A 24226-nucleotide genomic window follows, 5' to 3' on the forward strand; every position below is an offset into this window, starting at 1 on the left:
TTTATTCAAGAACCTATATCGAGATTGATTTTTGTAACTAATTAAAAGTACATTATAAATAATTCGTTAAACAAGATCTTTGATGCATATATACAACCGCAATAAGTTTTATATGCAGAAAAACTTTCTAAATATTTTACTCCACTTCAAAATAGAATTCCAATATATCTTTCTGTTTGATGACCAATAAAATTAAGCGGAGGGGGCAATAGTTTAGGTAATAAAACCTTGACCAGGCCTGTATAGTGATTAGATACTTTTAGTTTAAAATCAAACTAATATTTCAATTCACAACCAATTTTTGAGGTGTAATCTTGAATTACAGTTGGTTATACTTAAAAAAAAAAGACAGACTCAAAAAAGTCTGCCCTGTTATTTCAATCTTAAATACTTTCAATAGACAATGTTTAAGAAGATCAATTGCTTAAAAAAAGAAACATTTCCTCATACATCATTTTTTCAAATCTACTTCTCCACAATTCTATCAAAATACTTAAATAATTCGCCCTTAGTAATGTTGCTCCCCTGTTTTATAAGCGCAAATATATCTTTGTTCCTATCATCACTTAAAGCTTTAGAAGAGGTGTATATATTCACAGATTCATCCAGCAAGTTAGTTTGCAACCAACTATAACCTTCTCTTGTAGTAAGATCTACCCCCTCGTGCTCAATCTTTATAGCAATAAGATGAATACTCACCTCTGTTATATGAAATAGATAGATTTGATTGGCTGAAAAATGCTCCAGGTACTCTACTTTATTCAAAACACCTTCCCAAATAAGATCACTAAAAACATCAAGTTCCTGCTCTGCAACTTTTGGCTGGTCTTTTTTTATATTCTCCCATTCATCCGCAGTAATAGATTGCGAAGCAAGGAAATTTATAAATTCCTGCTTCATTTCTTCAAACTGCTCTTTGGTTAATCTGGAATATTTCATCTTCAAAAAAATTATTATAAATCTACAAAATCGTCATCTTAAATTTGTTTTAGCGGCTAACTGGGTTGCACCTCTATGCTTTTTAAGAGTCAAAACCAGATTAGCTTGACGAAAATAATACCCCGAAACCTCAATTACAATAGGGGGCTCATTAAAATAAGAAAAGCCCACTACTTGAGCGGGCTTTCAACTTTATTATAAAATAAATTAAGCTTCAGATACTACATCAAAATTGTAAGTAGTAACTACCTCACGATGAAAACGTAAAGTTGCTTCATACTGTCCCAATCTCTTGATGTTTCCACCTGCGATGCTAATAAATTTCTTGTCGATTTCAATTCCTTCCTTAACAAAAGCCTCAGCAAGATCGCCATTAGTAATAGATCCAAATAATTTGTCTCCGGCACCAGCTTTAGCAGTTAACTTAATCTCTACATTATTAAGTTTTTCTGCCTGCTTTTTAGCTTCATCGATATGCTTTTGCTCTTTATAAGCTCTTTGCTTCAGGGTTTCTGCTAAAACTTTTTTAGCAGAAGGAGTAGCAAGATGTGCATACCCATGAGGAATAAGATAATTTCTGCCGTAACCATTTTTAACGTTTACAACATCATCTTTAAACCCTAAATTATCTACGTCTTTTCTAAGTATCAATTCCATAATTGCTTCTTTTTATTTTAATAAATCACCAACATATGGCATTAACGCAAGATGACGCGCTCTTTTAACAGCAACAGCCACTTTTCTTTGGTACTTTAAAGAGGTACCTGTTAAACGACGAGGTAGAAGTTTCCCTTGTTCGTTAACAAAGCCCATTAACCAATCTGGATCTTTATAATCTATATACTTAATTCCAGATCTTTTAAAACGACAATACTTTTTCGTTTTGCTTGTCTCTATATTAAGAGGAGTAAGATATCTAATCTCTCCATCTTTTTTTCCTTTTGCTTGTTGTTCAATAGATGTAGCCATACTTACGCTTTTTCTTGTTGTCTTCTATTTCTTCTTTTTTCAGCCCAGGCGATAGCGTGCTTATCTAACTTTACAGTTAGGTAACGCATCATACGCTCATCTCTTCTAAAAGCAAGTTCCAATGGCTCTATAGCCTCTCCTGGAGCTTTAAATTCAAACAGATGGTAAAATCCGCTTTTTTTGTGCTGAATTGGATAGGCTAATTTTCTAAGCCCCCAATCTTCTTTAGATACCATCTCGGCCCCTTTAGAAACAAGAAATTCTTCGTATTTCTGAACTGTCTCCTTTATCTGCTCATCAGATAAAACGGGATTCAAGATGAAAACAGTTTCATAAGTGTTCATAAAAATTTACTTTAAATTAAATTGGCTGCAAAAGTAACTTATTTATTTCTTTTCTCAAAGCATACTTCTAAAGTAAATTTCCTTCTTAAAAAGAATAAGGAATCAAATGATATTTTTAGAGCTCTAACCTGGATCCAGGCTTACTTAATTTAACCTTATTAAATGAAGGCCATCTTCTGTTATTCTAATTTATATGAAATTTATTGCTATTATTGCTTTTTATATGGATAAAATATGAGTTAAAAATTAGAGATATAGGTTAGAAAAATTCTTAAATTAATCTTAACTTATACTAAGTTTATCTTGTAATTACGATATTTTATGTTTAATATTGTTTCTACTTAACCTGAATTACCGTGGAAGAAATTTTACTCAAATGCCTTGTTGTTGACGATTCCAGCTTACAGCGCCTAGCTATTGTAAAGTTGATTAAAGATCATGCTAACTTAGAACTTGTAGCGGAGTATAACAATGCTATTGAAACTAAAAACGGCCTTCTTGATAACGAAATTGATCTAATATTTCTCGATATCGAAATGCCTGTGTTAACAGGTTTTGAACTTTTAGATGACCTTCCCAATAAACCGCAAATTATTTTTGTAACTGGAAAAACACAATATGCTTTTAAAGCATTTGATTATGATGCAGTAGATTACATTCATAAACCGGTAACGAAAGAACGTTTTAACAATGCGGTTAATAAAGCCATAAACCTTTATAAGCTAAAGCATCAAATTGCTTCTGCCCCTGAAGATGATGATTATATTTTTGTAAAAAGCAACCTCAAAAATCGTAAGGTCTTTTTAAATAAATTAAAGTATATCCAGGCTCTTGGAGATTATGTGAAATTTGTAACTGAAAAAGAAAATTTTGTAGTGCTCGCTACTATGAAATCATTTGAGGAACAACTACCTACTAACAAGTTTCTTAGAACACACAAATCTTATATAGTTAATTTAGATAAAATTGAACGCTATAACTCTAAAAATATAGAGATAGACAAACAAAAATTACCGCTTAGTCGTCATAAAAAAACAAATCTGGTAGAAGCCTTAAGTGCTATTCAGTAAATTTACCGCTAGCAAGCCCAAAAGACATTAAATAGATTTTTTTTAATTCTGATTCAAATCCTGGACCCCCTAAGGTAACGGCATAAGCCTCTATAAACGAATAAATTAACACAGTACAATTTCAGAAAATATTAAAAGAAAAAACTAAGCAAGTCCTTATTGCTTTAACTTTTTAATAAACCAGATTTTCTAAAAATGGTTCTTAGTTTCCTAATTATAGAAAGTCTATCTAACTCAACCTATATAGGATCTACGTTAATCACAACTTTTACACTTCTAAAAGCACCAATAGCCCTAAAGCTTTCCATAATTCGTTGCACGACTTTTTTTGTTTTCCCTAAGGATTGCTGCTGTGGGATTTTAAGTAAAATATTCTTATAGTATTCATTTCTAATACGTGCAACAGGAGGAAATTCAGGTCCCAATACATTTTCTTTAAAAACATTTTTCATTCCTGTGGCCAGCCATTCAGCAGCATCGTTTGTTTTAGAATAGTCCCTGCACTTAAGTGTAATTCTAATTAAGCGATGAAACGGTGGATACTTATAATTATAGCGTTCCTCCAGCTGATCTTTATACATCCCGGAATAGTCCCCAGTTGAAACTTGTTGAATAATTTGGTGATGAGGGTTGTAACTCTGAATTAAAACCTTCCCACGCTTCTTTGTTCTTCCTGCTCTTCCGGCAACTTGCAACATTAATTGAAAACTACGCTCATGAGCCCTAAAATCGGGGAAATTCAACAAATTGTCGGCATTCATAACCCCTACGAGATTTACCTTTCTAAAATCAAGTCCTTTAGAAAGCATTTGAGTACCAATTAAAATATCTATTTCCTGCTGCTCAAAAGCATTAATTAATTTTTCATAAGCATACTTCCCCCGGGTAGTATCCTGATCCATTCTTGCCGTTTTATAATCGGGAAAAATAGCTTTTAGTTCAGTTTCAATTTGCTCGGTCCCAAAGCCTTTAGTTGTAATTTCGGGGCTATCGCATGCCATACATTTTTTTTGCATAGCAATATGGTAACCACAGTAATGACATCGCAATTGATTATTATGGCTATGATAGGTTAAACTTACATCACAGTTGGGACATTGCGGAGAATGCCCGCAGGTATTGCATTCAAGAACCGGGGAAAACCCTCTTCGGTTTTGAAACAAAATAACCTGTTCTCCACCATCCAGGGTATCTTTAATTTCAGTAAGCATTCTATCGGAAAAATGCCCTTTCATCTCCTTCTTCTTATATTTAGTTTTTATATCTACAATTTCAATTTCAGGATCTAAAACATTCGCATACCTTCGGTTTAATTCTACAAAAGCATATTTATGATGTTGCGCGTTGAAATAAGATTCTAAGGAGGGGGTGGCAGACCCCAGTATAATTTTTGCATTAAATAATTTTGCCAAAACCACCGCAGCATCCCGGGCGTGATAACGCGGTGCCGGATCAAATTGTTTAAAAGAGGTTTCGTGCTCTTCATCTACCACAACCAAACCTAAATTAGCAAAGGGTAAAAATATTGATGATCTCGCTCCTATTACTATACGGGCTTTTTCCGAATCCTGCAAAATATGCTGATATACCTCTACCCTTTCGTTAACTGAATACTTGCTATGATAAACCAAAACTTTATCCCCAAAATAAGCCCTTAATCTATCTATAAGTTGCGTTGTTAATGCAATTTCAGGTAAAACATAAAGCGCTTGCTGCCCCCTGGCAATTACCTTTTCAATGAGCTTAATATAAATTTCAGTTTTTCCGGAAGAGGTTACCCCATGAAACAAACATACATCCTGCTCTACCAAACCAGCTTCAATTTCCGAAAATGCTTTCTGTTGCATTTCACTCAGCTTGATATTAGTTAAAGAGCTTTCTTCTTCAAAAGATACCCTATCGGTTTTTTTATAAAATTCCTCAAGGATTTCTTTTTTAATCAAACTTTTAATAATCGCTGCAGAAACACCAGATTTATCACTAAGCTCTTTCGCTTTTAAAGGCTTCTTATGTTGTGCTTTAAGGCTAAAGTAACTTAATAAAGCTTCTTTTTGTTTTGGGGCATTCTCAAGTTCATCAAGAAGCCTATGCATATTAGCTTCATTGTCATACACCGAATTTAATCTAACATAGCGTATTTTCTTTGGTTTATATTGTTCATAAATCTCCTGGTTAAGCAACACCAAGCCTTTCTGTACAAGCTCATTAAGAATAGGCAATACATTTTTCTTATCCAGAATCTTTGCTACTTCCTGAATTTTTATCGAGGATTGACGTTGCAGAGCTTCAATTACCAGGTATTCTTCGTCGTTTAATTCCGTTTCTTCAATATTTGCTTCTTTGGTGAGCTGCACAATACTTTCACTTTCCAATAAAAAAGCCCCGGGTAATGCTGCTTTTAACACCTCACCCTCGGCACACATATAATAAGACGCAATCCAGTTCCAAAACTTTAATTGATGATTGGTGATTAAAGGTGCCTTATCTAAGATTTGATTTATAGGTTTAGCTTCATAAACCTGTGGTGGATTTTGATGAATTGCAGCCGTAATCGCTGTATAAATTTTAGATTTACCAAATGGCACGGCTACGCGCATTCCTTCTTGTAGAAAATTAGCTTCAGCTTCAGAAATTGCGTAGGTAAAACGCTTTTGTAAAGGCAATGGTAAAATAACATCTATAAAATACGGCATACATAATAAATAAATAACCTGAAGGAAAACCTACGAGGTATTAAGTGTTTTAATTAACAAGGGGGCAAGCCCCGACATTTTTGAATCATGATAGTAGCATAAACTACCTTACAAAAACCACAAGACATAAGCCAACTAACCACCGTATGAACCTAAGGGCCATAAATCTTATCGATGATTAGTTTATTCAAAAATAAAAACCATCCTCAAAAAAAGAATGGTTTTTAAACTATTTAATTTCTTAAAAACTTACTCTGCCCGTTCCCAAACTTTAGTCTTATAAAAAAAAGCAATATATCCTCTCACGTTAAGTTTGTTAGGCTCTGCTTCATCAACCCATAGCTTTCCTTTATATTCCTTTCCAGATTTTGGATCTATTAAAGTGCCATCTACATACTCATCTCCTTCCTTTTTAAAGTCACGAATAACATTTAAGCCTTCGATAGGCTTATTTTTTAGTTCCCCTGGGCATTCAGTGCATTTACGATCGCGATCTTCTTCTTTTGTTATTCTTATAACTTTACCATGAACAGCATTATCTTTTTTATAAATTTCTACTATAGAATTTACACGACCTTCATCATTCACTACTTTCCATTTCCCAAACACTTCCTGTGCCTTAGAGTTTGAAGATATTAGCATAACTCCAATAAAAAATAGATTAAGCAGGTTAAATTTTATTCTCATTTTATCAGTTTTTATCCATTACCCAGCATTCCTTTTTTTAGGTCTTTATCGGCTGGTTTATTTGAAAGCCATATACCGAATAAAGCTTTTTTAAACGCCAATCCCTGAATGGTACCACTTTCATTTCCATTTTTATAGATTACCATACCTCTTTCAGGCAGGTAAACCAAATCAAAAATATCGCCTTTATTGATTTCTTCCTCAAAAAAGCTTATAAATTTCTTGATTTCATCGGAAAGCGGAGCCGTATTTCCTCCGGTAGCATTTTCAAAACCTTCGTTTACAGCGTCAATCATTCTTTCACTGGTAATCATTTTAGAGACTATATGCAATTTAAGTGCCATGGCCTCATTTTTATTCATTATTTCTGATGCATTTCCCGATTTGGCTTTAAGGTAAAGTCCACCGGCATACATATCCATCCAAAATTTCTCTCTTACTCCAGCCCCATTAAGAACGAGCTTTTCTGAGCCAAAATTTAAAGAATTGGGCAATGTTGCACCCCCTATTTCAGTTTGTGCTGAAATAGAATGTAAGCTGAAAACAGCAATAAATAAGAAGATTATTTTTTTCATGTTCTTTAGGTTTTAAGTGGTTAAGTTATTTAATTTTTTTCTTCATTTTTATCAATGATGCATTTAATTCGAAACCTAACAGCAATATATTTGAATTTAACCAGATATATACCATTAAAATTAATAATGCTCCAATTGAGCCATATAGCTCGTTATAGGTAGAAAAGTTTTCAATATATAATCCAAAAAGATATGTAAAAATTAAAATCAAAAAAGTAGTAAAAAAAGCACCTATAGAAAAGAATCGAGCCTGCCGGGCCTCTTTGGTGCCAAAATAATAGAGGGTAGCCACTGCTGTGTAAATAAGCAACACAAAAACCAGGTATTTTACAAAAGCGGCACTAAAATCGCTAAAACCTACTCCTAAATTATTAAAATCGTTTATTGCATAAGTTAAATAAACAGCCAGGATAACGGTAAGCAATAAAAGTAAAGCCATTATAAGCGAAACCCCAACTGCTACAAGGTATTGTCTTACAATAGAGCGGTTGGTATTGGTATGATAAGAAAACTCAAAACCGGTAAAAATGGCATTTACCCCATTAGTCATTAAAAAAATAGAAATGATAAATGCTAACGAAAGTAAGCCACCACGAGGGGTATTGGCAATATCCAGAAATATATCATTAAAAAAATCTGATGTATTGGGTGGCAGCAATGAGTCCATAAAAATTAGGAACTGCAGCTGAAAATCGTCTATAAAATTAATGTAGGGAATTAGGTTAAGCATAAATAGCAAAAACGGAAATAGCGCCATAAAAAAACTAAAAGCAATGGCACTTGCCCTGGTAGAAAAAGTTCCTTTTATAATTCCGCCAGAATAAATTTCCCAAAGATCATAAAAAGACAAGCCATCAAATCCGGGCAGAATCATGCCCTTGGTGGTATTTTCCCACCAATTTGAAAATTGTTCTATTTTTGATAGAAGGGCTTTTTTGGGCGCCATACATTATATTGCTTTTAAACTGAGGTCTAAATTATATACCGAGTGGGTTAAAGCGCCACTGGAGATATAATCTACCCCACATTCGGCATATTTTCTAGCCGTATCAAGCGTAATACCTCCACTAGATTCGGTTAAGCATTTTCCATTAATAAGTTTTACCGCCTGCCGGGTATCTTCGTAACTAAAATTGTCAATCAAAATACGGTATACACCTTCACTTCTTAGAATCTCTTCAATCTCCTTTAAATTTCTTGCTTCTACAATAATTTTAAGGTCCAGTTTATTTTCTTTAAGATAATCATTTGTCTTCTTGATAGCTTTTGTAATTCCGCCGGCAAAATCTATATGATTATCTTTTAGCATTACCATATCATACAACGCAAATCTATGGTTCTCTCCGCCTCCAATTTTTACGGCCCATTTTTCTAAAGCTCTAATCCCGGGCGTGGTTTTCCTGGTATCTAAAATCTTAGTTTTTGTACCCTCTAATTTACGAACAAATGTGTTGGTTTTGGTTGCTATGGCACTCATTCTTTGCATAGCATTCAAAACCAGCCTTTCTGCTTTTAATATAGATTGTGAATTTCCCCCAACATAAAAAGCAATATTTCCAGGCTCTATAACATCGCCGTCTTCCATTAAAGCTTCAACTTCTAATTGAGGGTCTACTTCTTTAAAAACCTGTAAAGCAAAATCAATACCGGCTATAATCCCTTTATCTTTAACTAATAATTTAGCCTTTCCCCTGGCGTCAGGCGGGATACAGGCCAAAGAACTATAATCGCCATCGCCAACATCCTCTCTAATGGCATTTTTTATAATTAAATCTATTTCTTTTTCAAATTGTTCTTTTGAGATCATTTGCAATACTTATTTTTGTAAATGTAGCAAAGTCTGCGTAAAATCTAGTGAATGACCATAAAATTACTCTGTATAGGAAAGACCGATAAGCGAGAATTAAATCAACTTATCGAGATTTACAAAAAACGACTTCGGTTTTATAATAAATTTGAGATTGAAATTATTCCAGATCTTAAAAAGACAAAAAATCTAGATGAAAATCAGCAAAAAGAAAAAGAAGGTGAATTAATACTGGCTAAAACTCAGAATTCAGATTTCCTGGTGCTTCTAGATGAAAACGGAAAAGAGTTTTCTTCTGAAAAGTTTTCGGAATATATTCAGAAACGATTAAACAGCGGATTAAAACAGCTTATTTTTGTAATTGGCGGCCCTTATGGGTTTTCTGATGCTGTTTACCAAAGAGCCAATAGTAAAGTTGCGCTTTCACAAATGACTTTTTCTCATCAAATGGTAAGACTCTTTTTTACCGAACAACTCTATAGGGCTTTCACCATTTTAAAAAACGAACCCTATCACCATAAATAAAACCTGGCTTATGAAACTTGTATTTGCAACGCACAATAAAAATAAATTAATTGAAGTAAAGGCACTTTTACCACATTATATTGAGCTATTATCTCTAGATGATATTGGATGTACTGAAGAAATTCCGGAAACCGCAGATACCATAGAAGGTAATGCTATTTTAAAAGCAGAACATGTTAGGCACCGCTATGGATATGATTGTTTTGCCGATGACACCGGTTTAGAAGTAGACGCCTTAGATGGAGAACCGGGTGTTTTCTCGGCCCGCTATGCCGGAGAAGGAAAAAATGACCAGGCAAACGTCACTAAATTGCTCAATAAATTAGAAGGCAAAAAAAATAGAAAAGCACAGTTTAAAACTGCGATAGCCCTAAACTTAAATGATAACCAAAATCTTTTTACAGGAATTTGTAAGGGAGAAATCTTATTAGAAAAACGTGGAGACCAGGGCTTTGGTTATGATCCTGTATTTATACCCAACGGTTTTTCAAAAACATTTGCCGAAATGAGCTTAAGTGAAAAGTCTGAAATTAGCCATCGCGGGATCGCCTTTAAAGAGCTAATTACCTATCTCTCAAAATAAAAGAAGTAGATAGGCATATATTGCCAGCTAAGCCTTACCTTTGCCGCTTATTTAATTTTTTATATGAACAAATTTGAACAATTAGGTTTAAACCCTTCTATTCTTAAAGCAGTCGAAGATATGGGTTTTACAAGCCCAAGTGAAATACAGGAGAAAGCGATTCCTGTTTTATTAAATGAAGATACCGATATGGTGGCATTGGCCCAAACCGGTACAGGAAAGACAGCTGCTTTTGGATTCCCGCTTATCCAGAAAATAAATGTAAGTAAAAAACATACACAGGCATTAATTCTTTCGCCAACTCGTGAACTTTGCCTGCAAATTACCAACGAATTAAAAAATTACTCGAAGTTTGAAAAAGGACTTAATCCGGTAGCTATTTATGGTGGAGCCAGTATTACAGAGCAGTCCAGACAAATTGAGCGTGGAGCACAAATTATTGTAGCTACCCCCGGGCGTATGCAGGATATGATAAATCGTAACCTTGTAGACATTTCTAAAATTGAATTTTGCGTTTTAGATGAGGCAGATGAAATGCTTAATATGGGCTTCTTTGAAGATATTAAAGCAATTCTTTCCCATACCCCAAAAGAAAAACACACCTGGTTGTTTTCTGCTACCATGCCTAAAGAGGTGGCAACTATTGCCAAAAAATTTATGCGTACTCCTATTGAAATTACAGTAGGTTCTAAAAATCAAGGAACCTCTAATGTTTCTCATGAGTACTATCTTGTTAATTCAAGACAACGTTACGAAGCTCTAAAAAGGCTGGCAGATGCAAATCCAGATATTTTTTCAGTGATTTTTTGCCGCACAAAAAGAGATACTCAAAAAGTGGCTGAAAAGCTTATTGAAGATGGTTATAGTGCTGCTGCATTGCACGGAGACCTTAGCCAAAATCAAAGAGATTTGGTTATGAAGAGCTTTCGAACAAAGCAAATTCAAATGTTGGTAGCTACCGATGTTGCTGCCCGCGGAATTGATGTAGACGATATTACACACGTAATCAATTACCAACTACCAGACGAGATCGAAACCTACAACCACCGTAGTGGACGTACCGGTAGAGCCGGTAAAAGCGGAGTTTCTATGGTAATTGTTACCAAAAGCGAAATGCGCAAAATAAAAAGTATTGAGCGCATAATTCAGCAAAAATTTGAGCAAAAAGATATCCCTGATGGGATGGAAATTTGCAGGGTGCAATTATTTCATTTGGCAAACGATATTAAAGAAACAAAAATTAACCACGAAATTGATACCTATTTACCGGGCATCAATGAAGTACTGCAAGATTTTACCAAAGAAGAACTTATTAAAAAGTTCTTTTCAGTAGAATTCACCCGATTCTTTAATTACTACAAAAACTCCCAGGGCTTAAGTTCTCCTTCTGCTCCAGCAGATGGAGGTGGTTCTGGAGATTCTACCCGATACTTTATAAATGTAGGTGCCAAAGATGGTTTTGACTGGATGAGTCTAAAAGACTTCCTTAAAGCAACACTAGATTTAGGCCGTGACGATGTGTATAAAGTTGATGTAAAAGATAGTTTTTCTTTCTTTAACACAGATGCAAAAAATACCGAAGCAGTTTTAAGCATTTTTAAAGACTTTAAACATCAGGGTAGGTTTATTAATGTTGAAGAAACCACAGATACCGGTGGACGTGGAAAACGCGGCGGCGGTGGCGGAGGCCGAAAAGGCGGAAAATTCAATAAAGGAGGCAAAAAACCTGATTTTAAATCTGGTGGCCGCAGGCGCTCAAACGATTTTAAAGGAGGTTCTGCAAAAGGAAAAAAATCAGGGAACCGAAGCAAAAACATAGAGAGCTCTATAAAAAGAAGACGCAACAAAAATTAAATTTACAGAAGGCGCCTAATTTCTAATTTATGGCATTATTTTTTATAAGTATTTTATAAATTAGGCGCTTATTGTTATGAAAAAAATTCTGTTTACCCTTTTACTGTTTAGCTTAGCTTTTCAAGCATTCTCCCAGGATGTTGTTTCCGGAACGGTTATGAATGCTGCCAATGATAAACCTATTGAAAAAGTTCATATCGTGAACCTCAACCAGGTTAAAGGTGCCGTTAGTGAAGAAGATGGAAGTTTTGAATTACAGGCCACCGTAAACGATACCCTATATTTCTCATATCTTGGATTTAGGTCCATAAAGGTTAGGGTTACTAACGACTGGCTTAAGTATGGCAGTGTAAAAGTAAAAATGACAGAATTGGGCATTGCCTTAGAAGAAGTTGTTTTAAAACCGGTTACCCTTACCGGATATTTAGAGATTGATGCCAGGAATATACCAATTTACGAAAATAATCGCTACAGCATATCTGGCTTAAACGCAGGATATGAAGCCGGTGACAATTCTGCCAGTGCAATTTCCCGGAACCTGGGAGCCATTTTCAACCCTGCCGATTTAATGCATAATATTTTTGGAAAAAAACCAAAGCAAATGCGTAAATTAAGGCAAATGAAAGAAGATGATGAAATTAGAAACTTGCTTAGAAATAAATTTGACAGGGAAACATTAATTGCCTTGCTCCCCTTAAACGAGGTAGAACTTAATGAAATTCTGCAAAGATGTAGTTACTCTAAAGATTTTCTAAAAACTGCCAACGATCTACAAATTCTAGATGCTCTAAATGGATGTTACGAAGAATATAAAGTTTTGAAGCGAAATTAAGATTTTACTTTTTTCTCCATCTGGGTTTTTAAATTAATAAGTCCTTTTTCAATATCATCTCCCATCAATTTATTAGGGCTGTAAAAAAGACTTATTACCGAGAGAGGAAAAGGCAAACTCCCTCTAATTCCCCAAACCACTTTAGATTTACCGGGTTCCAGCTCTTTTATAGCAAAATAAGTAAGCATACTTACCTTTACAGGTTTCACGAAAAGTACCCTTGTTTCAAAAACCCTGGGATGCTTCACCTTTATAATTTTTTGAATGCCCTCTCCTATTCCCTTATTATCTCCTTTCCAGTAAATAGCAGAACCAACTTTACCATCCTCTCCTTTTTGCTTTAAAACAGTCTTAGGATATTTAAAAAACCAGGGGACCCAAAATGGGTGATTTTTTAGTCTTCTTATAAAACTAAATACTACATCCCTGGGTGCATTAATCACCATAGTTCGGCTTATATCATATTTCTTTTTTGCCCAGGCGTGCAGAAAAGCAATAAATGTAATAAATGCAATAAGCAGATAGAAAAAGAGGGTCATTTGTTAAAATTATTCAACTAAATTAAACATTTTCTGAAATGTAACGTGATATTATTGTATCAGAATTTTTAATACATTTCTTCAACCACTCATATTTAAGGTTTTCTTTTTCCTCAATAGATAATTCCCAATTGATAGTACTATTTTTTAATACCGAAGTAATATGCTGTAAAATAATAGCGGCCGAAACCGAAATATTCAAACTTTCTGTAAACCCTACCATAGGAATTCTAATATTACAATCGGCCTCACTTAGAATTTCTTCACTTAATCCATCTTTTTCAGTTCCAAAGAAAATAGCAGAAGGTTTATCTATATTAAAATCATGCAGTGCCGTACTTTCTCCGTGCGGTGTGGTCGCTACAATCTGATATCCTCTATTCCGTAATTCCTGAATACATTCTTTTGAAGTTGAATATCGATTAACATCTACCCATTTTTGAGCACCCATTGCTATTTCCCTATCTATTCTCTTAGGTTTTCGTTCCTCTATTACGTGGATATTTTGAATGCCAAAAACCTCGCAGCTTCTTATAACAGCACTGGTATTATGAAGCTGATAAACGTCTTGGGTTGCCACGGTAAAATGATTGGTTCTTTCTTGAATTACCTTATCGAATAAAGCAATACGCCTTGGTGTAAGAAAGGTTTCGAGATGAGATAGAAGCTTATTTTTTTGCATAGGCTAAAATAAAAAACCCAACAATAACCTGAACATTTTAAAAAAGAAATATTTGTAGGAAATATTTCTTTTGCTACCACCAAAGGGCATAAAACCTCTAAGGCTTAATTCGATTTTAAAACTTGTTTTCAACAAATGCCTAGTGGGCTAGCTTCGAGGTAATTTGTTTTCTAAAGATAAAGTATTCGCATAAAAAAACCCGGTCTTATCGAGACCGGGTTTATACTTATATTTAATTGATAATCACTAAGAGTTAGAACCTACATCTCCCTGCGCAACCAGGGTCTCTAAATCTTCAGCACTTAAATGCACATTTATATAACCATCGTAATTCAGGAGTCCGTTATAGTCTATAGCTTCCCCATCTTCACCATTAAATTTAGTTACATTAGTCATACTCATTCCGGTAGTACCATTAACTGAATTTAAGGTAATTGCAATAGCTCCGGGAGCTTCAGAAACAGAACCTACGTGAATATGTGCAGGATGCATTCCACCATCAGGTGTTCCATCTAACATAATACTAACCAAAGTTTCTCCATTTTTTCTTTCTTCAAAAACTACTGAACCACTTATACCATCTACATCTTTTTCATCTAACTGATAGGTTTTGCTTTCGCCGGTTAGTTCATTAGCACCTATATCTCCCTGTGCTACAAGCGTGGTTAATACTTCGGCACTTAAATGTACATTTACATAACCGTCAAAATCCAAAACATCGCTATACATAAACGAAGTTCCATCGTTTAGCTCAGCTATATGAGTCATACTCATTCCCGTAGTTCCATTTACGGGGTTAAAAGTAAAGGCAATATCACCAGGCCCCTCGGCAGCGGTTCCCATATGAATATGCGCCGGGTGCATACCTCCATTAGGAGTTCCATCTAGCATAATAGTAGCCAAAGCTTCTCCACTCATTCTTTCTTCAAAAACTACTGAACCACTTATACCGTCTACAGCTTTTTCATCTAACTGGTAGGTTTTGCTCTCGCCGGTTAGTTCATTAGCACCTATATCACCTTGCGCTACAAGTATGGGCAATTCTTCGGCACTTAAATGTACATTTACATAACCGTCATAACCAAGAATATCACTATACATAAATGCAGTACCATCATTTAGTTCAGCTATATGAGTCATACTCATTCCAGAGGCTCCATTTACTGGGTTAAAAGTAAAGGCAATGTCGCCAGGACCTTGAGCTGCTGCGCCTATATGAATATGCGCCGGGTGCATCCCACCATTAGGAGTTCCATCTAGCATAATAGTAGCTAAAGTTTCTCCACTCATTCTTTCTTCAAAAATTACCGAACCACTTATACCGTCTACAGCTTTTTCATCTAACTGATAGGTTTTGCTTTCGCCGGTTAATTCATTGGCTCCAATATCACCTTGTGCTACAAGGGTAGGCAATTCTTCGGCACTTAAATGTACATTTACATAGCCGTCATAACTAAGAATATCACTATACATAAATGCAGTACCGTCGTTTAGCTCAGCTATATGAGTCATACTCATTCCGGTGGCTCCATTTACAGGGTTAAAAGTAAAGGCAATAGCTCCAGGGCCTTCGGCTGCAGCGCCCATATGAATATGTGCCGGGTGCATCCCATCGTCTGGAGTTCCATCTAGCATAATAGTAGCCAAAGCTTCTCCACTCATTCTTTCTTCAAAAACTACTGAACCACTTATACCGTCTACGGCTTTTTCATCTAACTGATAGGTTTTACTTTCGCCGGTTAGTTCATTGGCTCCAATATCACCTTGTGCTACAAGGGTAGGCAATTCTTCGGCACTTAAGTGTACATTTACATAGCCATCATAATTAAGAACATCGTTATACATAAAGGCAGTTCCATCATTTAACTCGGCTATATTTGTTTTACTCATTCCGTTAGCTCCATTTACAGGATTAAAGGTAAAGGCAATAGCTCCAGGACCTTCGGCTGCAGCACCTATATGAATATGTGCCGGGTGCATCCCATCGTCTGGAGTTCCATCTAGCATAATAGTAGCTAAAGCTTCCCCATTCATTCTTTCCTGAAACATCACATTTCCTGAAATACCATCTACAGCTTTTTCATCGAGCATATAATTTTTAGATTCCCCGGTAAGTTCGTTTTCACCGATATCACCCTGGGCAACTAGTGTTGTTAATTCATCTCCACTTAAATGTACATTGATATACCCATCAAAGCTTATGGCTTCCTGATAAGTAATATCTGTACCATCATCTAAGGAAGAAAAAGTTGTAGAACTCATTCCTGTAGAACCATTTACAGATTCAAAGGTAAGTGCAATATCCCCACCTTCTGCAGCCGTATTGTAGTGAATATGTGCCGGGTGCATTCCCCCATCTGAAGTGCCATCTAGTTCAATTTCAACCGTGGTACTGTTGTCTTCATTTTCCATAAAAATTGCAGTTCCGGAAATAGAAGGATCAGCAACCGAAAAAAGCTGGAAAGACTTTGTCTCTCCCTGAAAATTGTCATCATCAGAGCCGCCGGCATCATCATCGCTACTGCAACTCATAAACATAAATGGTAGTGCTATTAAAATAGCAAGTAAAAATTTTCTCATAATTTAAATTTTTGGTTTTTAATAATTTAAATGCATTAGAACAGCATTTCTACTAATTCTAATCCACAACTCACCAATATTTACGAGAGGAAGGTTTTTAGCGGATGTTAATATTTTTAAAAAGTAATCTTAAATTGTGTTAATAAACACTTCAGGAAGTGATAAGGTAAAATAGGGAAAGTAATTGAATCTTAAAATTAACTTTAAGCATTTCTGGAAGAGCGATTTTAAATAAGTTATTTCAAAGCTTCCACCTTTTAATAATAGTGATAGCAGACTTAGCTCATTTAAAAAAATCATTCTAAAATAAAAAAGCCCGACATGTTGTCGGGCTTTTAATTGATTAAATATTAAAGAATATTATTCTTCAGAAGCATTTGCTCCCATATTCCCTTGTGCAGCAAGTGTTTCAAGATCATCTGCACTGGCGTGTACATTAATGTATCCGTTGTAAGTTAGTAAATCTTCGTAAGTAATAGCCTCACCTTCTTCTTCCTCAGTACCATCAGTCATAGCGATGTTGGTCATACTCATACCGGTAGCTCCATTTACAGGATTAAAGGTAATAGCAATAGCTCCAGGAGCATCTTCTACAGATCCTACATGTATGTGGGCTGGATGCGAACCTCCTTCTGTAGTACCATCAAGGTCTAAAGTAGCTAAAGTTTCACCATTCTCACGTTCTTCAAATACAGCTACTCCGCTTACACCAGCGATGTCCATTTCATTAAGATCGTAGCTTACAGACTCTCCGGTAAGTGCATTTCCACCGATATCGGTTTGCGCAACGATTGTTGGTAAATCATCCTGGCTTAAATGTACATTGATATAACCATCGTAGGCTACTAATTCTTCGTAAGTAATACTTGTTTCATCATCTAAACTAGATACCTCAGTTGTACTCATTCCTGTTGCTCCATCAATAGGTTCGAATGTAACAGCAATCTCTCCACCTTCTACTGCAGTTCCCATATGAATGTGCGCAGGATGTAAATTACCCTCTTCTGTGCCTTCCAGGTCAAATTCTACAGTAGTAGATCCGTCTTCATTTTCGTTAAAAGTAACAGTTCCACTAACGCCAGAATCTCCAATAGTGTTTAGGGTGTATTCTTTTGTTTCTCCTTCAAAAGGAATGTCTACACCATCATCGTCACTATCACAACTTGCGAAACCTGCGACCATCATTAAAGCAAATGCTAATTTTTTCATTTTAAATTTAATTTTTGTGTTATTAATTTATTCAACTTGTAGATACGAATAACAGTAAATGGTTGCGTGTTATTATGAGTGTTGCGAAGACTTTAACAAGAAAAAAAACTTACTTTCCTGACTGTAAGCAAAATCGCTATCTACCTTTAACATTTTTAATTATCTAAGATTAACATTATCTTAGAAATTACAATAAATACAACCGCATGTTAGAAAAAATAGTCGTGCTAACCGGTGCCGGCGTAAGTGCCGAAAGCGGCATAAAAACATTTAGAGATGCCGGGGGTTTATGGGAAGGTCACGATGTAATGGAAATTGCCTCACCGGCAGGCTGGAAAAACAATCAAAAAAAAGTTTTAGAGTTCTATAACCAACGAAGACGTCAATTACTAACAGTAAGACCCAATGCTTCGCATTTTGCTTTGGCAGAACTTGAAAAAGAATTTCAGGTAGAGATTATCACTCAAAATATAGATGATCTTCACGAAAGGGCCGGAAGCACCAAGGTTACCCATTTACACGGCGAACTTTTAAAAGCCAGAAGTACGTTTAATGAAAACCTGGTATTAGATTGGAAACAGGATATTAATATAGGAGACTTTTGTGAATTTAATTATCAGCTGAGACCTCACGTGGTATGGTTTGGTGAAGCCGTACCCATGTTTGAAAAAGCAATGGAAATTGTAAGTGAAGCAGAAATGCTAATAATTATTGGCACCTCTATGCAGGTATATCCGGCGGCAGGACTCCTGGATTTTGCTCCAAACGGGATTCCTATTTATTTTATAGATCCTAAACCTAATATTTCAGAAAAAGGAAACCTGCAAATTATTGCTAAAAAAGCTTCCCTGGGAGTTCCCGAGTTGGTCAAAAACTTGTTAAATCCCTCCTGAATATTGTCTTCTATTTCTATACAATAAAGTTCTTGGCAAACGAAAAAAGCATCTAGCCCTGATTCTTGAATACAAGAATTGATTTTTAAGTAAACTACCTCGGGGCAAGCCCACGAGGCATTCGTTGAAAACAAATTTTTAATTTCGAGGCAAGCCTCGGGGTATTACACCCTTTGGCGGTGCCAATTAACTCCAATAGCACTATGCTCATTTATCATACAGGCTTTTATAAAAATTTAGCTAAAAAGAAATGCGGCCGTAGTTTTAAAGATTGGCTGGAAGCAGTATCTTTATGGCTTTTAATTTCTAATTTAAACCCATGACACCGCTAACAGCTATTTCTCCTATAGACGGAAGATATCATTCCAAAACAAAACAACTTTCTGCTTATTTTAGCGAAGAAGCTTTAATAAGATACCGCGTAAAGGTTGAAGTTGAATATTTTATTGCGCTTTGTGAATTACCCTTACCGCAATTAAAAGATATTGACCATTCGATATTTCCGGAATTACGTGCTATTTATGAGAATTTTACAAGCATAGATGCCCAGGCCGTAAAGGAAATTGAAAAAACTACCAATCACGATGTAAAAGCTGTAGAGTATTTACTAAAAAATAAGTTTGATGAATTGGGGTTGGAAAAATCTAAAGAGTTTATCCATTTTGGACTTACTTCTCAAGACATCAATAATACGGCAGTCCCTTTAAGTTTAAAAGATGCAATAACCACCCATTATCTTCCCGAAGTTGAAGAAATAATAGCGAAGCTAACGCAGCTTTCGCAAGATTGGGCTAATGTTCCTTTATTGGCCAGAACCCACGGTCAGCCTGCCTCTCCTACCCGATTAGGAAAAGAAATAGAGGTTTTTATAAATCGCCTGGAATCTCAACTCGATCTTTTAAATAAAGTGCCTCACGCGGCTAAATTTGGAGGTGCTACCGGTAATTTTAATGCACATAAAGTAGCCTATCCAAATACCGACTGGAAAGAATTTGGGACAAATTTTGTACAGGAAAAATTAGGCTTACACCATTCTTTTCCAACTACTCAAATTGAGCATTACGACCATATGGCCGCTTTATTTGATACCTTAAAAAGAATCAATAATATTCTAATAGACCTGGATCGCGATATTTGGACCTATGTTTCAATGGATTATTTTAAGCAGAAAATTAAAAAGGGGGAGATTGGTTCTTCGGCTATGCCACATAAAGTAAACCCAATAGATTTTGAAAACAGCGAAGGAAATTTAGGGATTGCCAATGCCATTTTTGAACATTTAGCAGCTAAGCTTCCCATTAGTAGATTACAACGCGACCTTACCGATAGCACTGTGCTAAGAAATATTGGAGTGCCCCTTGGGCATACCAGTATCGCTTTTAAAAGTACCCTTAAAGGCCTTGATAAATTATTATTAAACGAAGAAAAGCTAAACGAAGATCTAGAGGCTAACTGGGCTGTAGTAGCTGAAGCAATTCAAACCATTTTACGCCGTGAAGGATTTAAAAATCCGTATGAAACCCTTAAAGGCCTTACCAGGACCAACGAAAAAATTAATAAAAAGAGTATCGCCGATTTTATTGAAACCTTAGAAGTTTCAGAAACAGTAAAAGAGGAACTCAAAAAAATAAGTCCGCAAAATTATACAGGGATTTAAGATAAAAAGAGGTTGTTTGAAACGAATCGTCAATCTGAACTTGTTTCAGATTCTAAGTTTATTAGCCCCTGAAACAAGCTCAGGGTGACGTCCATAAGGTTTCAAACAACCTCTTCAATTATTAGACTAAAAACTACTTTTCAATTTCGGTTTGAAGCATACCGGAAATCCCTTTTAATCCTGCAACATCTATATCACCTTTGTCAAGGGATTTCATAAACTCCATTAATTTTTGTGGATTCATATCTTCTCCCAAAACACGTGCTACCCCAACACCTTTTGTATCGTCATAACCATACACGATAATTTCGTCTATAGCATCTTCATTTCCGGTAAAATAAATTTCAGCTTTACGGGTATTTGAGCCATATCGCATTAAAAGCTGGTACTTTTCATCTTTTAAAATTTCAGCCAACCTGGCTTTTTCAATTTCATATTCTTCTTTGCTATCTTTTACCGGTAACGCCAGAACATTAATTTTCCTTACGGTTTCTAGAGTTTCTTTTTGGGTTTCATCCAGTTCCTCGGTATTTGTAAACATACTGGTAGGTATATCTACCGCTATAAATTTATTATCCTGTTGATTTTCTACATAGTACTCCTGCAAACTAGCTTCGTTAGCACAGGAAACAAAGGCTGTAGCAGCAAGCGCAAGGCTTAATATTTTTATTACTTTCATTGTTATAGATTTAATAGTATTATTCTAAGATTTATTCTCAACATTCTTGAGCTCTTCAGCTCCCGGAATTTTAAGATCGGAGGTTAAACGGGATAACTGAGAAAGATCTATTTCGCCGGTAATACTTAAAATTACCGAAATTGGTTCTCCTTCTTTTTCACCTTCCATAAACATAAAAAGTTCACTTACATAGTTGTCGCTTTTCCCACTTTTTGAATAAAACCGAATGTTTTTACCATCTTCTTTTACCCGCATTAACTGGTCTAATTTATTAGAACTTAAATAAGATGCTACATCTTTTTGCATTTGACTTCTCACTGAGGCGGTGGTACTGGTAAACATTTTAATTTCATCCAGGTTTTCAATAAGTTTTAGATACTCCCTGGCTTCAGGGTTATCGTCGCTTAGATCTACTTTGGCAAGCATTTTAAACATCTTACTGGTCATTACCATCGCATCTACATCTTTCATGTTTTCATACTTGGCAAAAGATTGCGCCTGCGTTATTAGTGGTAACAACCCAATGATAATTATTAGTGCTATCTTTCTCATGGCTATTCGGTTTTGATAAATTTATTTTTAGTGTTATTAAATTCTTTTAAATATTTAAGGTCTTGTTTTCCTTCATTCATTATTTCAGAAACCATTTTTAATGCTTCCATACTCTTTTGTAATGCCTCTTCCCTATCCTGAATAGTGCTAACATCCTTATCATTCATTTCCAAAGGTTTATTTTGAAAAAAGAAAAGGCCTATTACTAAAATTATACTGGCCGCAATAGCCGTCCAGAGATACCTATTCTCTTGTTTGTTAGCAGGCAAATTAATTTCCCGGTCATAACTTTCTTGATTTTCTTTTGCAGAAAAGGCAAACATAAGTTGGTAAGGTTTTAAACTTTCAGAAACTTCGTTCCTTTCAAAATATTTCCTAAGTTGCTGCTCTTCGGCCAAAGAAGTTTCCCCGGCATCATACTTTTCGAGTAAATCTTTAATTTTTTGTAATTCCATAATCGTGCTTGTTTGTTAAGCGCTCTCTTATTTTCTTTCTTGCACGCGATAAGGCTACCCTTACCGCTGTACTTTTCATTTTTGTTATTTCTTCTATTTCTTCAAAATCCAGTTGCTCTATATCTCTAAGCTGAAAGACAATTCTTTGTTGTTCGGGTAAATCGGCTACAATATCCTGTATCCAATTCATTTCATCTTTTAGCTCCAAATCTCTTTGAGGGGAAATAGATTTATTTTCATAATTTTGATGAACAATTCTTAAATTATTATTCTTTTTAGCCTTCAATTCATCTAAACAGTGATTTTTTATCACCATCATTGCAAAAGCTTCAAGGTTGGTATAATCCTTGATTTTATGTTTTCGGTTCCATAATTTTAGAATCACCTCCTGGGTAGCATCTTCTGCCGCTTCTTTAGAAACAAGTAGTCTTAATGCAAGCCGGTACATTTTATCTTTTACCGGGTTTATTTTATCCAGGAAGGCTTGTTGTTTCATATATGTGTTGGTTTATTAACCTTCTTATCCTTTAAACGATTAGTGGTAATATTTGTTACAATAAGATTTTGGTTTTAAGTAATTGTAGGTATTTTTAGCAATCTAAAACAAACTTAACATTTATGAAGATTAATAAACTAATTTTATTTTTAGGCTTATCGCTGGGGATATTAAGCTCCTGCTCTACAGATAATGATGATGAGCGCTTTCCTGTGGTAAAAGGTGAAGAAGATCCCGATTTAGAAATAGAGAATTATCTATATAATGCCATGAGTATTTTTTATGTTTACGAGGCAGATGTTGCAGAACTTGACGAAAATTATTTTGATTCTGAAGCCGATAAAGATGAATGGCTCGCCAGTTTTGATTCGCCGGAGGATCTTTTTAATGAAGGATTAAAAGTTCCCGCTCCAAAAGACCGATTTAGTTTTATTCTTGACGATTATACAATCCTTGAAAACAGCCAAAGTGGTATTAGTACTACCACCGGCATGGACTATGGTCTTGTAGCTTATGGAGAAAATGGGGTTTTTGGTTATGTACGCTATGTAATTCCCGGAAGCCCTGCCGATGAAGCCGAAGTAAAAAGAGGAATGCTTTTTACCGAAATTGATGGAGAAGCCATGAACCGATCTAACTATCAATCGCTTTTGGCACGTGATGGTTATGAAATTTCTTTAGCTGAAGTAAATGATAATGTAATTAGTGAAACCGGTGAAACTATTGCTTTAACCAGAGAACAAATTACCGAAAATCCGGTTTTACTGGCAAAAACCCTTGATGTAAATGGTACAAAGGTAGGTTACGTGATGTACAACTCATTTACCGCCGATTTTGACGCTGAGTTAAACGCTGCTTTTGGAAAATTAAAAGCTGAAGGTGCACAAGCACTTGTACTTGACCTTCGTTATAATGGCGGTGGAAATGTGGAAACTGCAGTGGATCTTTCCAGTATGATTACCGGGCAATTTGAAGGGGAGATTTTTTCTAAACAAAGATGGAACGATCTTTTACAGAATGAATTCACCCAGGAAGAACTTGTAGACCGTTTTAACGATAAAATAAGAACAGGCGAGGCTATTAACAGCCTAAACTTAAATGAAGTTCATATTATTGGAACCAGTTTTACCGCTTCAGCAAGTGAATTAGTGATGAATGGACTCTCTCCTTATATAAATATGGTACATGTTGGCGACACCACAGTTGGTAAATTTCAAGCGGCCGCTCCTTTGTACGATTCGCCAAACTTTAACAAACAAAACCGTAATCCTAATCATAAATATGTAATTCAACCACTCATTTATGAATCTAAAAATGCTAATGAAGACGCTTATTACGAAATGGGGTTAATTCCTGATATTACGGTTAGCGAGGGCTATACTAACCTTATAGAATTAGGATCCCCTGAAGAGCCTATGCTTGCTGCAGCTCTTGCCGATATAACCGGAAACAAAATGGCCATTCCAGCAGTTTCTTACGATATCAGGTTTACTAAAATTGGAGAAAGAGGTGAGACTGATGTTGATTATCAGAGAATGTATATTGATAAAATCCCAGAAGAAGTTAGGAAAAAAGCAGTAGAATTACAGAAGTAATTCTTTAAACT

General features: G+C 35.5%; 25 protein-coding genes. 8 read left to right on the forward strand and 17 right to left on the reverse strand.

Annotation, left to right across the window (positions count from 1 at the left end):
• Positions 1-465: 465 nt before the first annotated feature.
• The 4 genes from GUB10_RS01215 to rpsF form a co-directional block, all read right to left on the reverse strand.
• Positions 466-939, reverse strand: coding sequence for a DUF6495 family protein (locus tag GUB10_RS01215; RefSeq protein WP_193709619.1), 474 nt, complete (start codon positions 937-939; stop codon positions 466-468).
• Between the two features lie 207 nt (positions 940-1146).
• Entirely contained in the window at positions 1147-1596 is a 450-nt protein-coding gene (gene rplI / locus GUB10_RS01220) for a 50S ribosomal protein L9 (protein WP_193709620.1), read from the reverse strand.
• 12 nt (positions 1597-1608) lie between these two features.
• Positions 1609-1908 (reverse strand): 30S ribosomal protein S18, encoded by a 300-nt coding sequence (rpsR, locus tag GUB10_RS01225; RefSeq protein WP_193709621.1) that lies wholly within the window; start codon positions 1906-1908, stop codon positions 1609-1611.
• Between the two features lie 2 nt (positions 1909-1910).
• Positions 1911-2252: a 30S ribosomal protein S6 gene (gene rpsF / locus GUB10_RS01230; RefSeq protein WP_075327083.1), complete on the reverse strand. Its 342-nt coding sequence runs from the start codon at positions 2250-2252 to the stop codon at positions 1911-1913.
• 356 nt (positions 2253-2608) lie between these two features.
• Here rpsF and GUB10_RS01235 point away from each other — a divergent pair, with 356 nt between their 5' ends.
• Positions 2609-3322, forward strand: a complete 714-nt coding sequence (locus GUB10_RS01235; protein WP_193709622.1) for a LytTR family DNA-binding domain-containing protein — start codon at positions 2609-2611, stop codon at positions 3320-3322.
• A 239-nt stretch (positions 3323-3561) separates the two neighbouring features.
• On the opposite strand, the gene priA is transcribed toward GUB10_RS01235, so the two are convergent.
• The 5 genes from priA to nadC form a co-directional block, all read right to left on the reverse strand.
• A complete protein-coding gene (gene priA / locus GUB10_RS01240) occupies positions 3562-6015 on the reverse strand; it encodes a primosomal protein N' (RefSeq protein ID WP_193709623.1) in 2454 nt (817 codons plus the stop codon).
• A gap of 249 nt (positions 6016-6264) precedes the next feature.
• Positions 6265-6702, reverse strand: a complete 438-nt coding sequence (locus GUB10_RS01245; RefSeq protein ID WP_227740267.1) for a DUF2147 domain-containing protein — start codon at positions 6700-6702, stop codon at positions 6265-6267.
• An 11-nt stretch (positions 6703-6713) separates the two neighbouring features.
• Entirely contained in the window at positions 6714-7277 is a 564-nt protein-coding gene (locus GUB10_RS01250; RefSeq protein ID WP_193709624.1) for a chalcone isomerase family protein, read from the reverse strand.
• Positions 7278-7302: 25 nt separating this feature from the next.
• The gene (locus tag GUB10_RS01255) at positions 7303-8223 is read right to left on the reverse strand and encodes a YihY/virulence factor BrkB family protein (RefSeq protein ID WP_193709625.1); all 921 of its coding nucleotides are present in this window, start codon (positions 8221-8223) and stop codon (positions 7303-7305) included.
• A 3-nt stretch (positions 8224-8226) separates the two neighbouring features.
• The gene (nadC, locus tag GUB10_RS01260; protein ID WP_193709626.1) at positions 8227-9084 is read right to left on the reverse strand and encodes a carboxylating nicotinate-nucleotide diphosphorylase; all 858 of its coding nucleotides are present in this window, start codon (positions 9082-9084) and stop codon (positions 8227-8229) included.
• Positions 9085-9135: 51 nt separating this feature from the next.
• On the opposite strand from nadC, the gene rlmH reads away from it, so the two are divergent.
• From rlmH to GUB10_RS01280, 4 genes are all read left to right on the forward strand, one after another.
• Positions 9136-9609: a 23S rRNA (pseudouridine(1915)-N(3))-methyltransferase RlmH gene (gene rlmH, locus GUB10_RS01265; protein ID WP_193709627.1), complete on the forward strand. Its 474-nt coding sequence runs from the start codon at positions 9136-9138 to the stop codon at positions 9607-9609.
• Between the two features lie 10 nt (positions 9610-9619).
• Positions 9620-10192 carry a non-canonical purine NTP diphosphatase gene (locus tag GUB10_RS01270; RefSeq protein WP_193709628.1) on the forward strand — a complete coding sequence of 191 codons (573 nt, stop codon included), beginning with the start codon at positions 9620-9622 and terminating at the stop codon, positions 10190-10192.
• 63 nt (positions 10193-10255) lie between these two features.
• Entirely contained in the window at positions 10256-12046 is a 1791-nt protein-coding gene (locus GUB10_RS01275; protein WP_193709629.1) for a DEAD/DEAH box helicase, read from the forward strand.
• 76 nt (positions 12047-12122) lie between these two features.
• Complete coding sequence (locus tag GUB10_RS01280; protein ID WP_193709630.1) at positions 12123-12878, forward strand: carboxypeptidase-like regulatory domain-containing protein; 756 nt, start codon at positions 12123-12125, stop codon at positions 12876-12878.
• Here GUB10_RS01280 and GUB10_RS01285 read toward each other — a convergent pair.
• From GUB10_RS01285 to GUB10_RS01300, 4 genes are all read right to left on the reverse strand, one after another.
• Positions 12875-13417, reverse strand: a complete 543-nt coding sequence (locus tag GUB10_RS01285) for an SRPBCC family protein (protein ID WP_193709631.1) — start codon at positions 13415-13417, stop codon at positions 12875-12877. The two genes, GUB10_RS01280 and GUB10_RS01285, sit on opposite strands and share 4 nt — an antisense overlap.
• A 22-nt stretch (positions 13418-13439) precedes the next feature.
• The gene (locus GUB10_RS01290) at positions 13440-14099 is read right to left on the reverse strand and encodes an RNA methyltransferase (RefSeq protein ID WP_193709632.1); all 660 of its coding nucleotides are present in this window, start codon (positions 14097-14099) and stop codon (positions 13440-13442) included.
• Between the two features lie 246 nt (positions 14100-14345).
• Positions 14346-16679 (reverse strand): CHRD domain-containing protein, encoded by a 2334-nt coding sequence (locus tag GUB10_RS01295; protein WP_193709633.1) that lies wholly within the window; start codon positions 16677-16679, stop codon positions 14346-14348.
• Positions 16680-17039: 360 nt separating this feature from the next.
• Positions 17040-17888 carry a CHRD domain-containing protein gene (locus GUB10_RS01300; RefSeq protein ID WP_193709634.1) on the reverse strand — a complete coding sequence of 283 codons (849 nt, stop codon included), beginning with the start codon at positions 17886-17888 and terminating at the stop codon, positions 17040-17042.
• A 206-nt stretch (positions 17889-18094) separates the two neighbouring features.
• On the opposite strand from GUB10_RS01300, the gene GUB10_RS01305 reads away from it, so the two are divergent.
• Both GUB10_RS01305 and purB read left to right on the forward strand, forming a co-directional pair.
• Positions 18095-18781, forward strand: a complete 687-nt coding sequence (locus GUB10_RS01305; protein WP_193709635.1) for an NAD-dependent deacylase — start codon at positions 18095-18097, stop codon at positions 18779-18781.
• 319 nt (positions 18782-19100) lie between these two features.
• A complete protein-coding gene (purB, locus tag GUB10_RS01310; protein ID WP_193709636.1) occupies positions 19101-20438 on the forward strand; it encodes an adenylosuccinate lyase in 1338 nt (445 codons plus the stop codon).
• Positions 20439-20571: 133 nt separating this feature from the next.
• Here the strand turns inward: purB and GUB10_RS01315 are convergent, their stop codons facing one another.
• Genes GUB10_RS01315 through GUB10_RS01330 form a run of 4 tightly spaced genes read right to left on the reverse strand, consistent with a single transcriptional unit; the run spans position 20572 to position 22620 of the window.
• Entirely contained in the window at positions 20572-21117 is a 546-nt protein-coding gene (locus GUB10_RS01315) for a DUF4252 domain-containing protein (protein ID WP_193709637.1), read from the reverse strand.
• Between the two features lie 24 nt (positions 21118-21141).
• Complete coding sequence (locus tag GUB10_RS01320) at positions 21142-21669, reverse strand: DUF4252 domain-containing protein (protein ID WP_193709638.1); 528 nt, start codon at positions 21667-21669, stop codon at positions 21142-21144.
• A gap of 2 nt (positions 21670-21671) precedes the next feature.
• Positions 21672-22124 carry a hypothetical protein gene (locus tag GUB10_RS01325; RefSeq protein ID WP_193709639.1) on the reverse strand — a complete coding sequence of 151 codons (453 nt, stop codon included), beginning with the start codon at positions 22122-22124 and terminating at the stop codon, positions 21672-21674.
• Positions 22105-22620 (reverse strand): RNA polymerase sigma factor, encoded by a 516-nt coding sequence (locus GUB10_RS01330; RefSeq protein WP_193709640.1) that lies wholly within the window; start codon positions 22618-22620, stop codon positions 22105-22107. The genes GUB10_RS01325 and GUB10_RS01330 overlap by 20 nt, the downstream gene beginning before the upstream one ends.
• Positions 22621-22742: 122 nt before the next feature.
• Between GUB10_RS01330 and GUB10_RS01335 the strand changes: the two genes are divergently transcribed.
• On the forward strand, positions 22743-24215 hold the full coding sequence (locus tag GUB10_RS01335; RefSeq protein ID WP_193709641.1) for a S41 family peptidase: 1473 nt from the start codon (positions 22743-22745) through the stop codon (positions 24213-24215).
• Positions 24216-24226: the final 11 nt, after the last annotated feature.

This window comes from Salegentibacter sp. BLCTC (genome assembly GCF_015143665.1).
Lineage (GTDB): Bacteria > Bacteroidota > Bacteroidia > Flavobacteriales > Flavobacteriaceae > Salegentibacter > Salegentibacter maritimus.

Bases quoted from the DNA above. Each gene is read 5' to 3' on its own strand.
- GUB10_RS01215 (WP_193709619.1), bottom strand. From the start codon at position 939: ATGAAATATTCCAGATTAACCAAAGAGCAGTTTGAAGAAATGAAGCAG.
- rplI (WP_193709620.1), bottom strand. From the start codon at position 1,596: ATGGAATTGATACTTAGAAAAGACGTAGATAATTTAGGGTTTAAAGAT.
- rpsR (WP_193709621.1), bottom strand. From the start codon at position 1,908: ATGGCTACATCTATTGAACAACAAGCAAAAGGAAAAAAAGATGGAGAG.
- rpsF (WP_075327083.1), bottom strand. From the start codon at position 2,252: ATGAACACTTATGAAACTGTTTTCATCTTGAATCCCGTTTTATCTGAT.
- priA (WP_193709623.1), bottom strand. From the start codon at position 6,015: ATGCCGTATTTTATAGATGTTATTTTACCATTGCCTTTACAAAAGCGT.
- GUB10_RS01245 (WP_227740267.1), bottom strand. From the start codon at position 6,702: ATGAGAATAAAATTTAACCTGCTTAATCTATTTTTTATTGGAGTTATG.
- GUB10_RS01250 (WP_193709624.1), bottom strand. From the start codon at position 7,277: ATGAAAAAAATAATCTTCTTATTTATTGCTGTTTTCAGCTTACATTCT.
- GUB10_RS01255 (WP_193709625.1), bottom strand. From the start codon at position 8,223: ATGGCGCCCAAAAAAGCCCTTCTATCAAAAATAGAACAATTTTCAAAT.
- nadC (WP_193709626.1), bottom strand. From the start codon at position 9,084: ATGATCTCAAAAGAACAATTTGAAAAAGAAATAGATTTAATTATAAAA.
- rlmH (WP_193709627.1), top strand. From the start codon at position 9,136: ATGACCATAAAATTACTCTGTATAGGAAAGACCGATAAGCGAGAATTA.
- GUB10_RS01270 (WP_193709628.1), top strand. From the start codon at position 9,620: ATGAAACTTGTATTTGCAACGCACAATAAAAATAAATTAATTGAAGTA.
- GUB10_RS01275 (WP_193709629.1), top strand. From the start codon at position 10,256: ATGAACAAATTTGAACAATTAGGTTTAAACCCTTCTATTCTTAAAGCA.
- GUB10_RS01280 (WP_193709630.1), top strand. From the start codon at position 12,123: ATGAAAAAAATTCTGTTTACCCTTTTACTGTTTAGCTTAGCTTTTCAA.
- GUB10_RS01285 (WP_193709631.1), bottom strand. From the start codon at position 13,417: ATGACCCTCTTTTTCTATCTGCTTATTGCATTTATTACATTTATTGCT.
- GUB10_RS01290 (WP_193709632.1), bottom strand. From the start codon at position 14,099: ATGCAAAAAAATAAGCTTCTATCTCATCTCGAAACCTTTCTTACACCA.
- GUB10_RS01295 (WP_193709633.1), bottom strand. From the start codon at position 16,679: ATGAGAAAATTTTTACTTGCTATTTTAATAGCACTACCATTTATGTTT.
- GUB10_RS01300 (WP_193709634.1), bottom strand. From the start codon at position 17,888: ATGAAAAAATTAGCATTTGCTTTAATGATGGTCGCAGGTTTCGCAAGT.
- GUB10_RS01305 (WP_193709635.1), top strand. From the start codon at position 18,095: ATGTTAGAAAAAATAGTCGTGCTAACCGGTGCCGGCGTAAGTGCCGAA.
- purB (WP_193709636.1), top strand. From the start codon at position 19,101: ATGACACCGCTAACAGCTATTTCTCCTATAGACGGAAGATATCATTCC.
- GUB10_RS01315 (WP_193709637.1), bottom strand. From the start codon at position 21,117: ATGAAAGTAATAAAAATATTAAGCCTTGCGCTTGCTGCTACAGCCTTT.
- GUB10_RS01320 (WP_193709638.1), bottom strand. From the start codon at position 21,669: ATGAGAAAGATAGCACTAATAATTATCATTGGGTTGTTACCACTAATA.
- GUB10_RS01325 (WP_193709639.1), bottom strand. From the start codon at position 22,124: ATGGAATTACAAAAAATTAAAGATTTACTCGAAAAGTATGATGCCGGG.
- GUB10_RS01330 (WP_193709640.1), bottom strand. From the start codon at position 22,620: ATGAAACAACAAGCCTTCCTGGATAAAATAAACCCGGTAAAAGATAAA.
- GUB10_RS01335 (WP_193709641.1), top strand. From the start codon at position 22,743: ATGAAGATTAATAAACTAATTTTATTTTTAGGCTTATCGCTGGGGATA.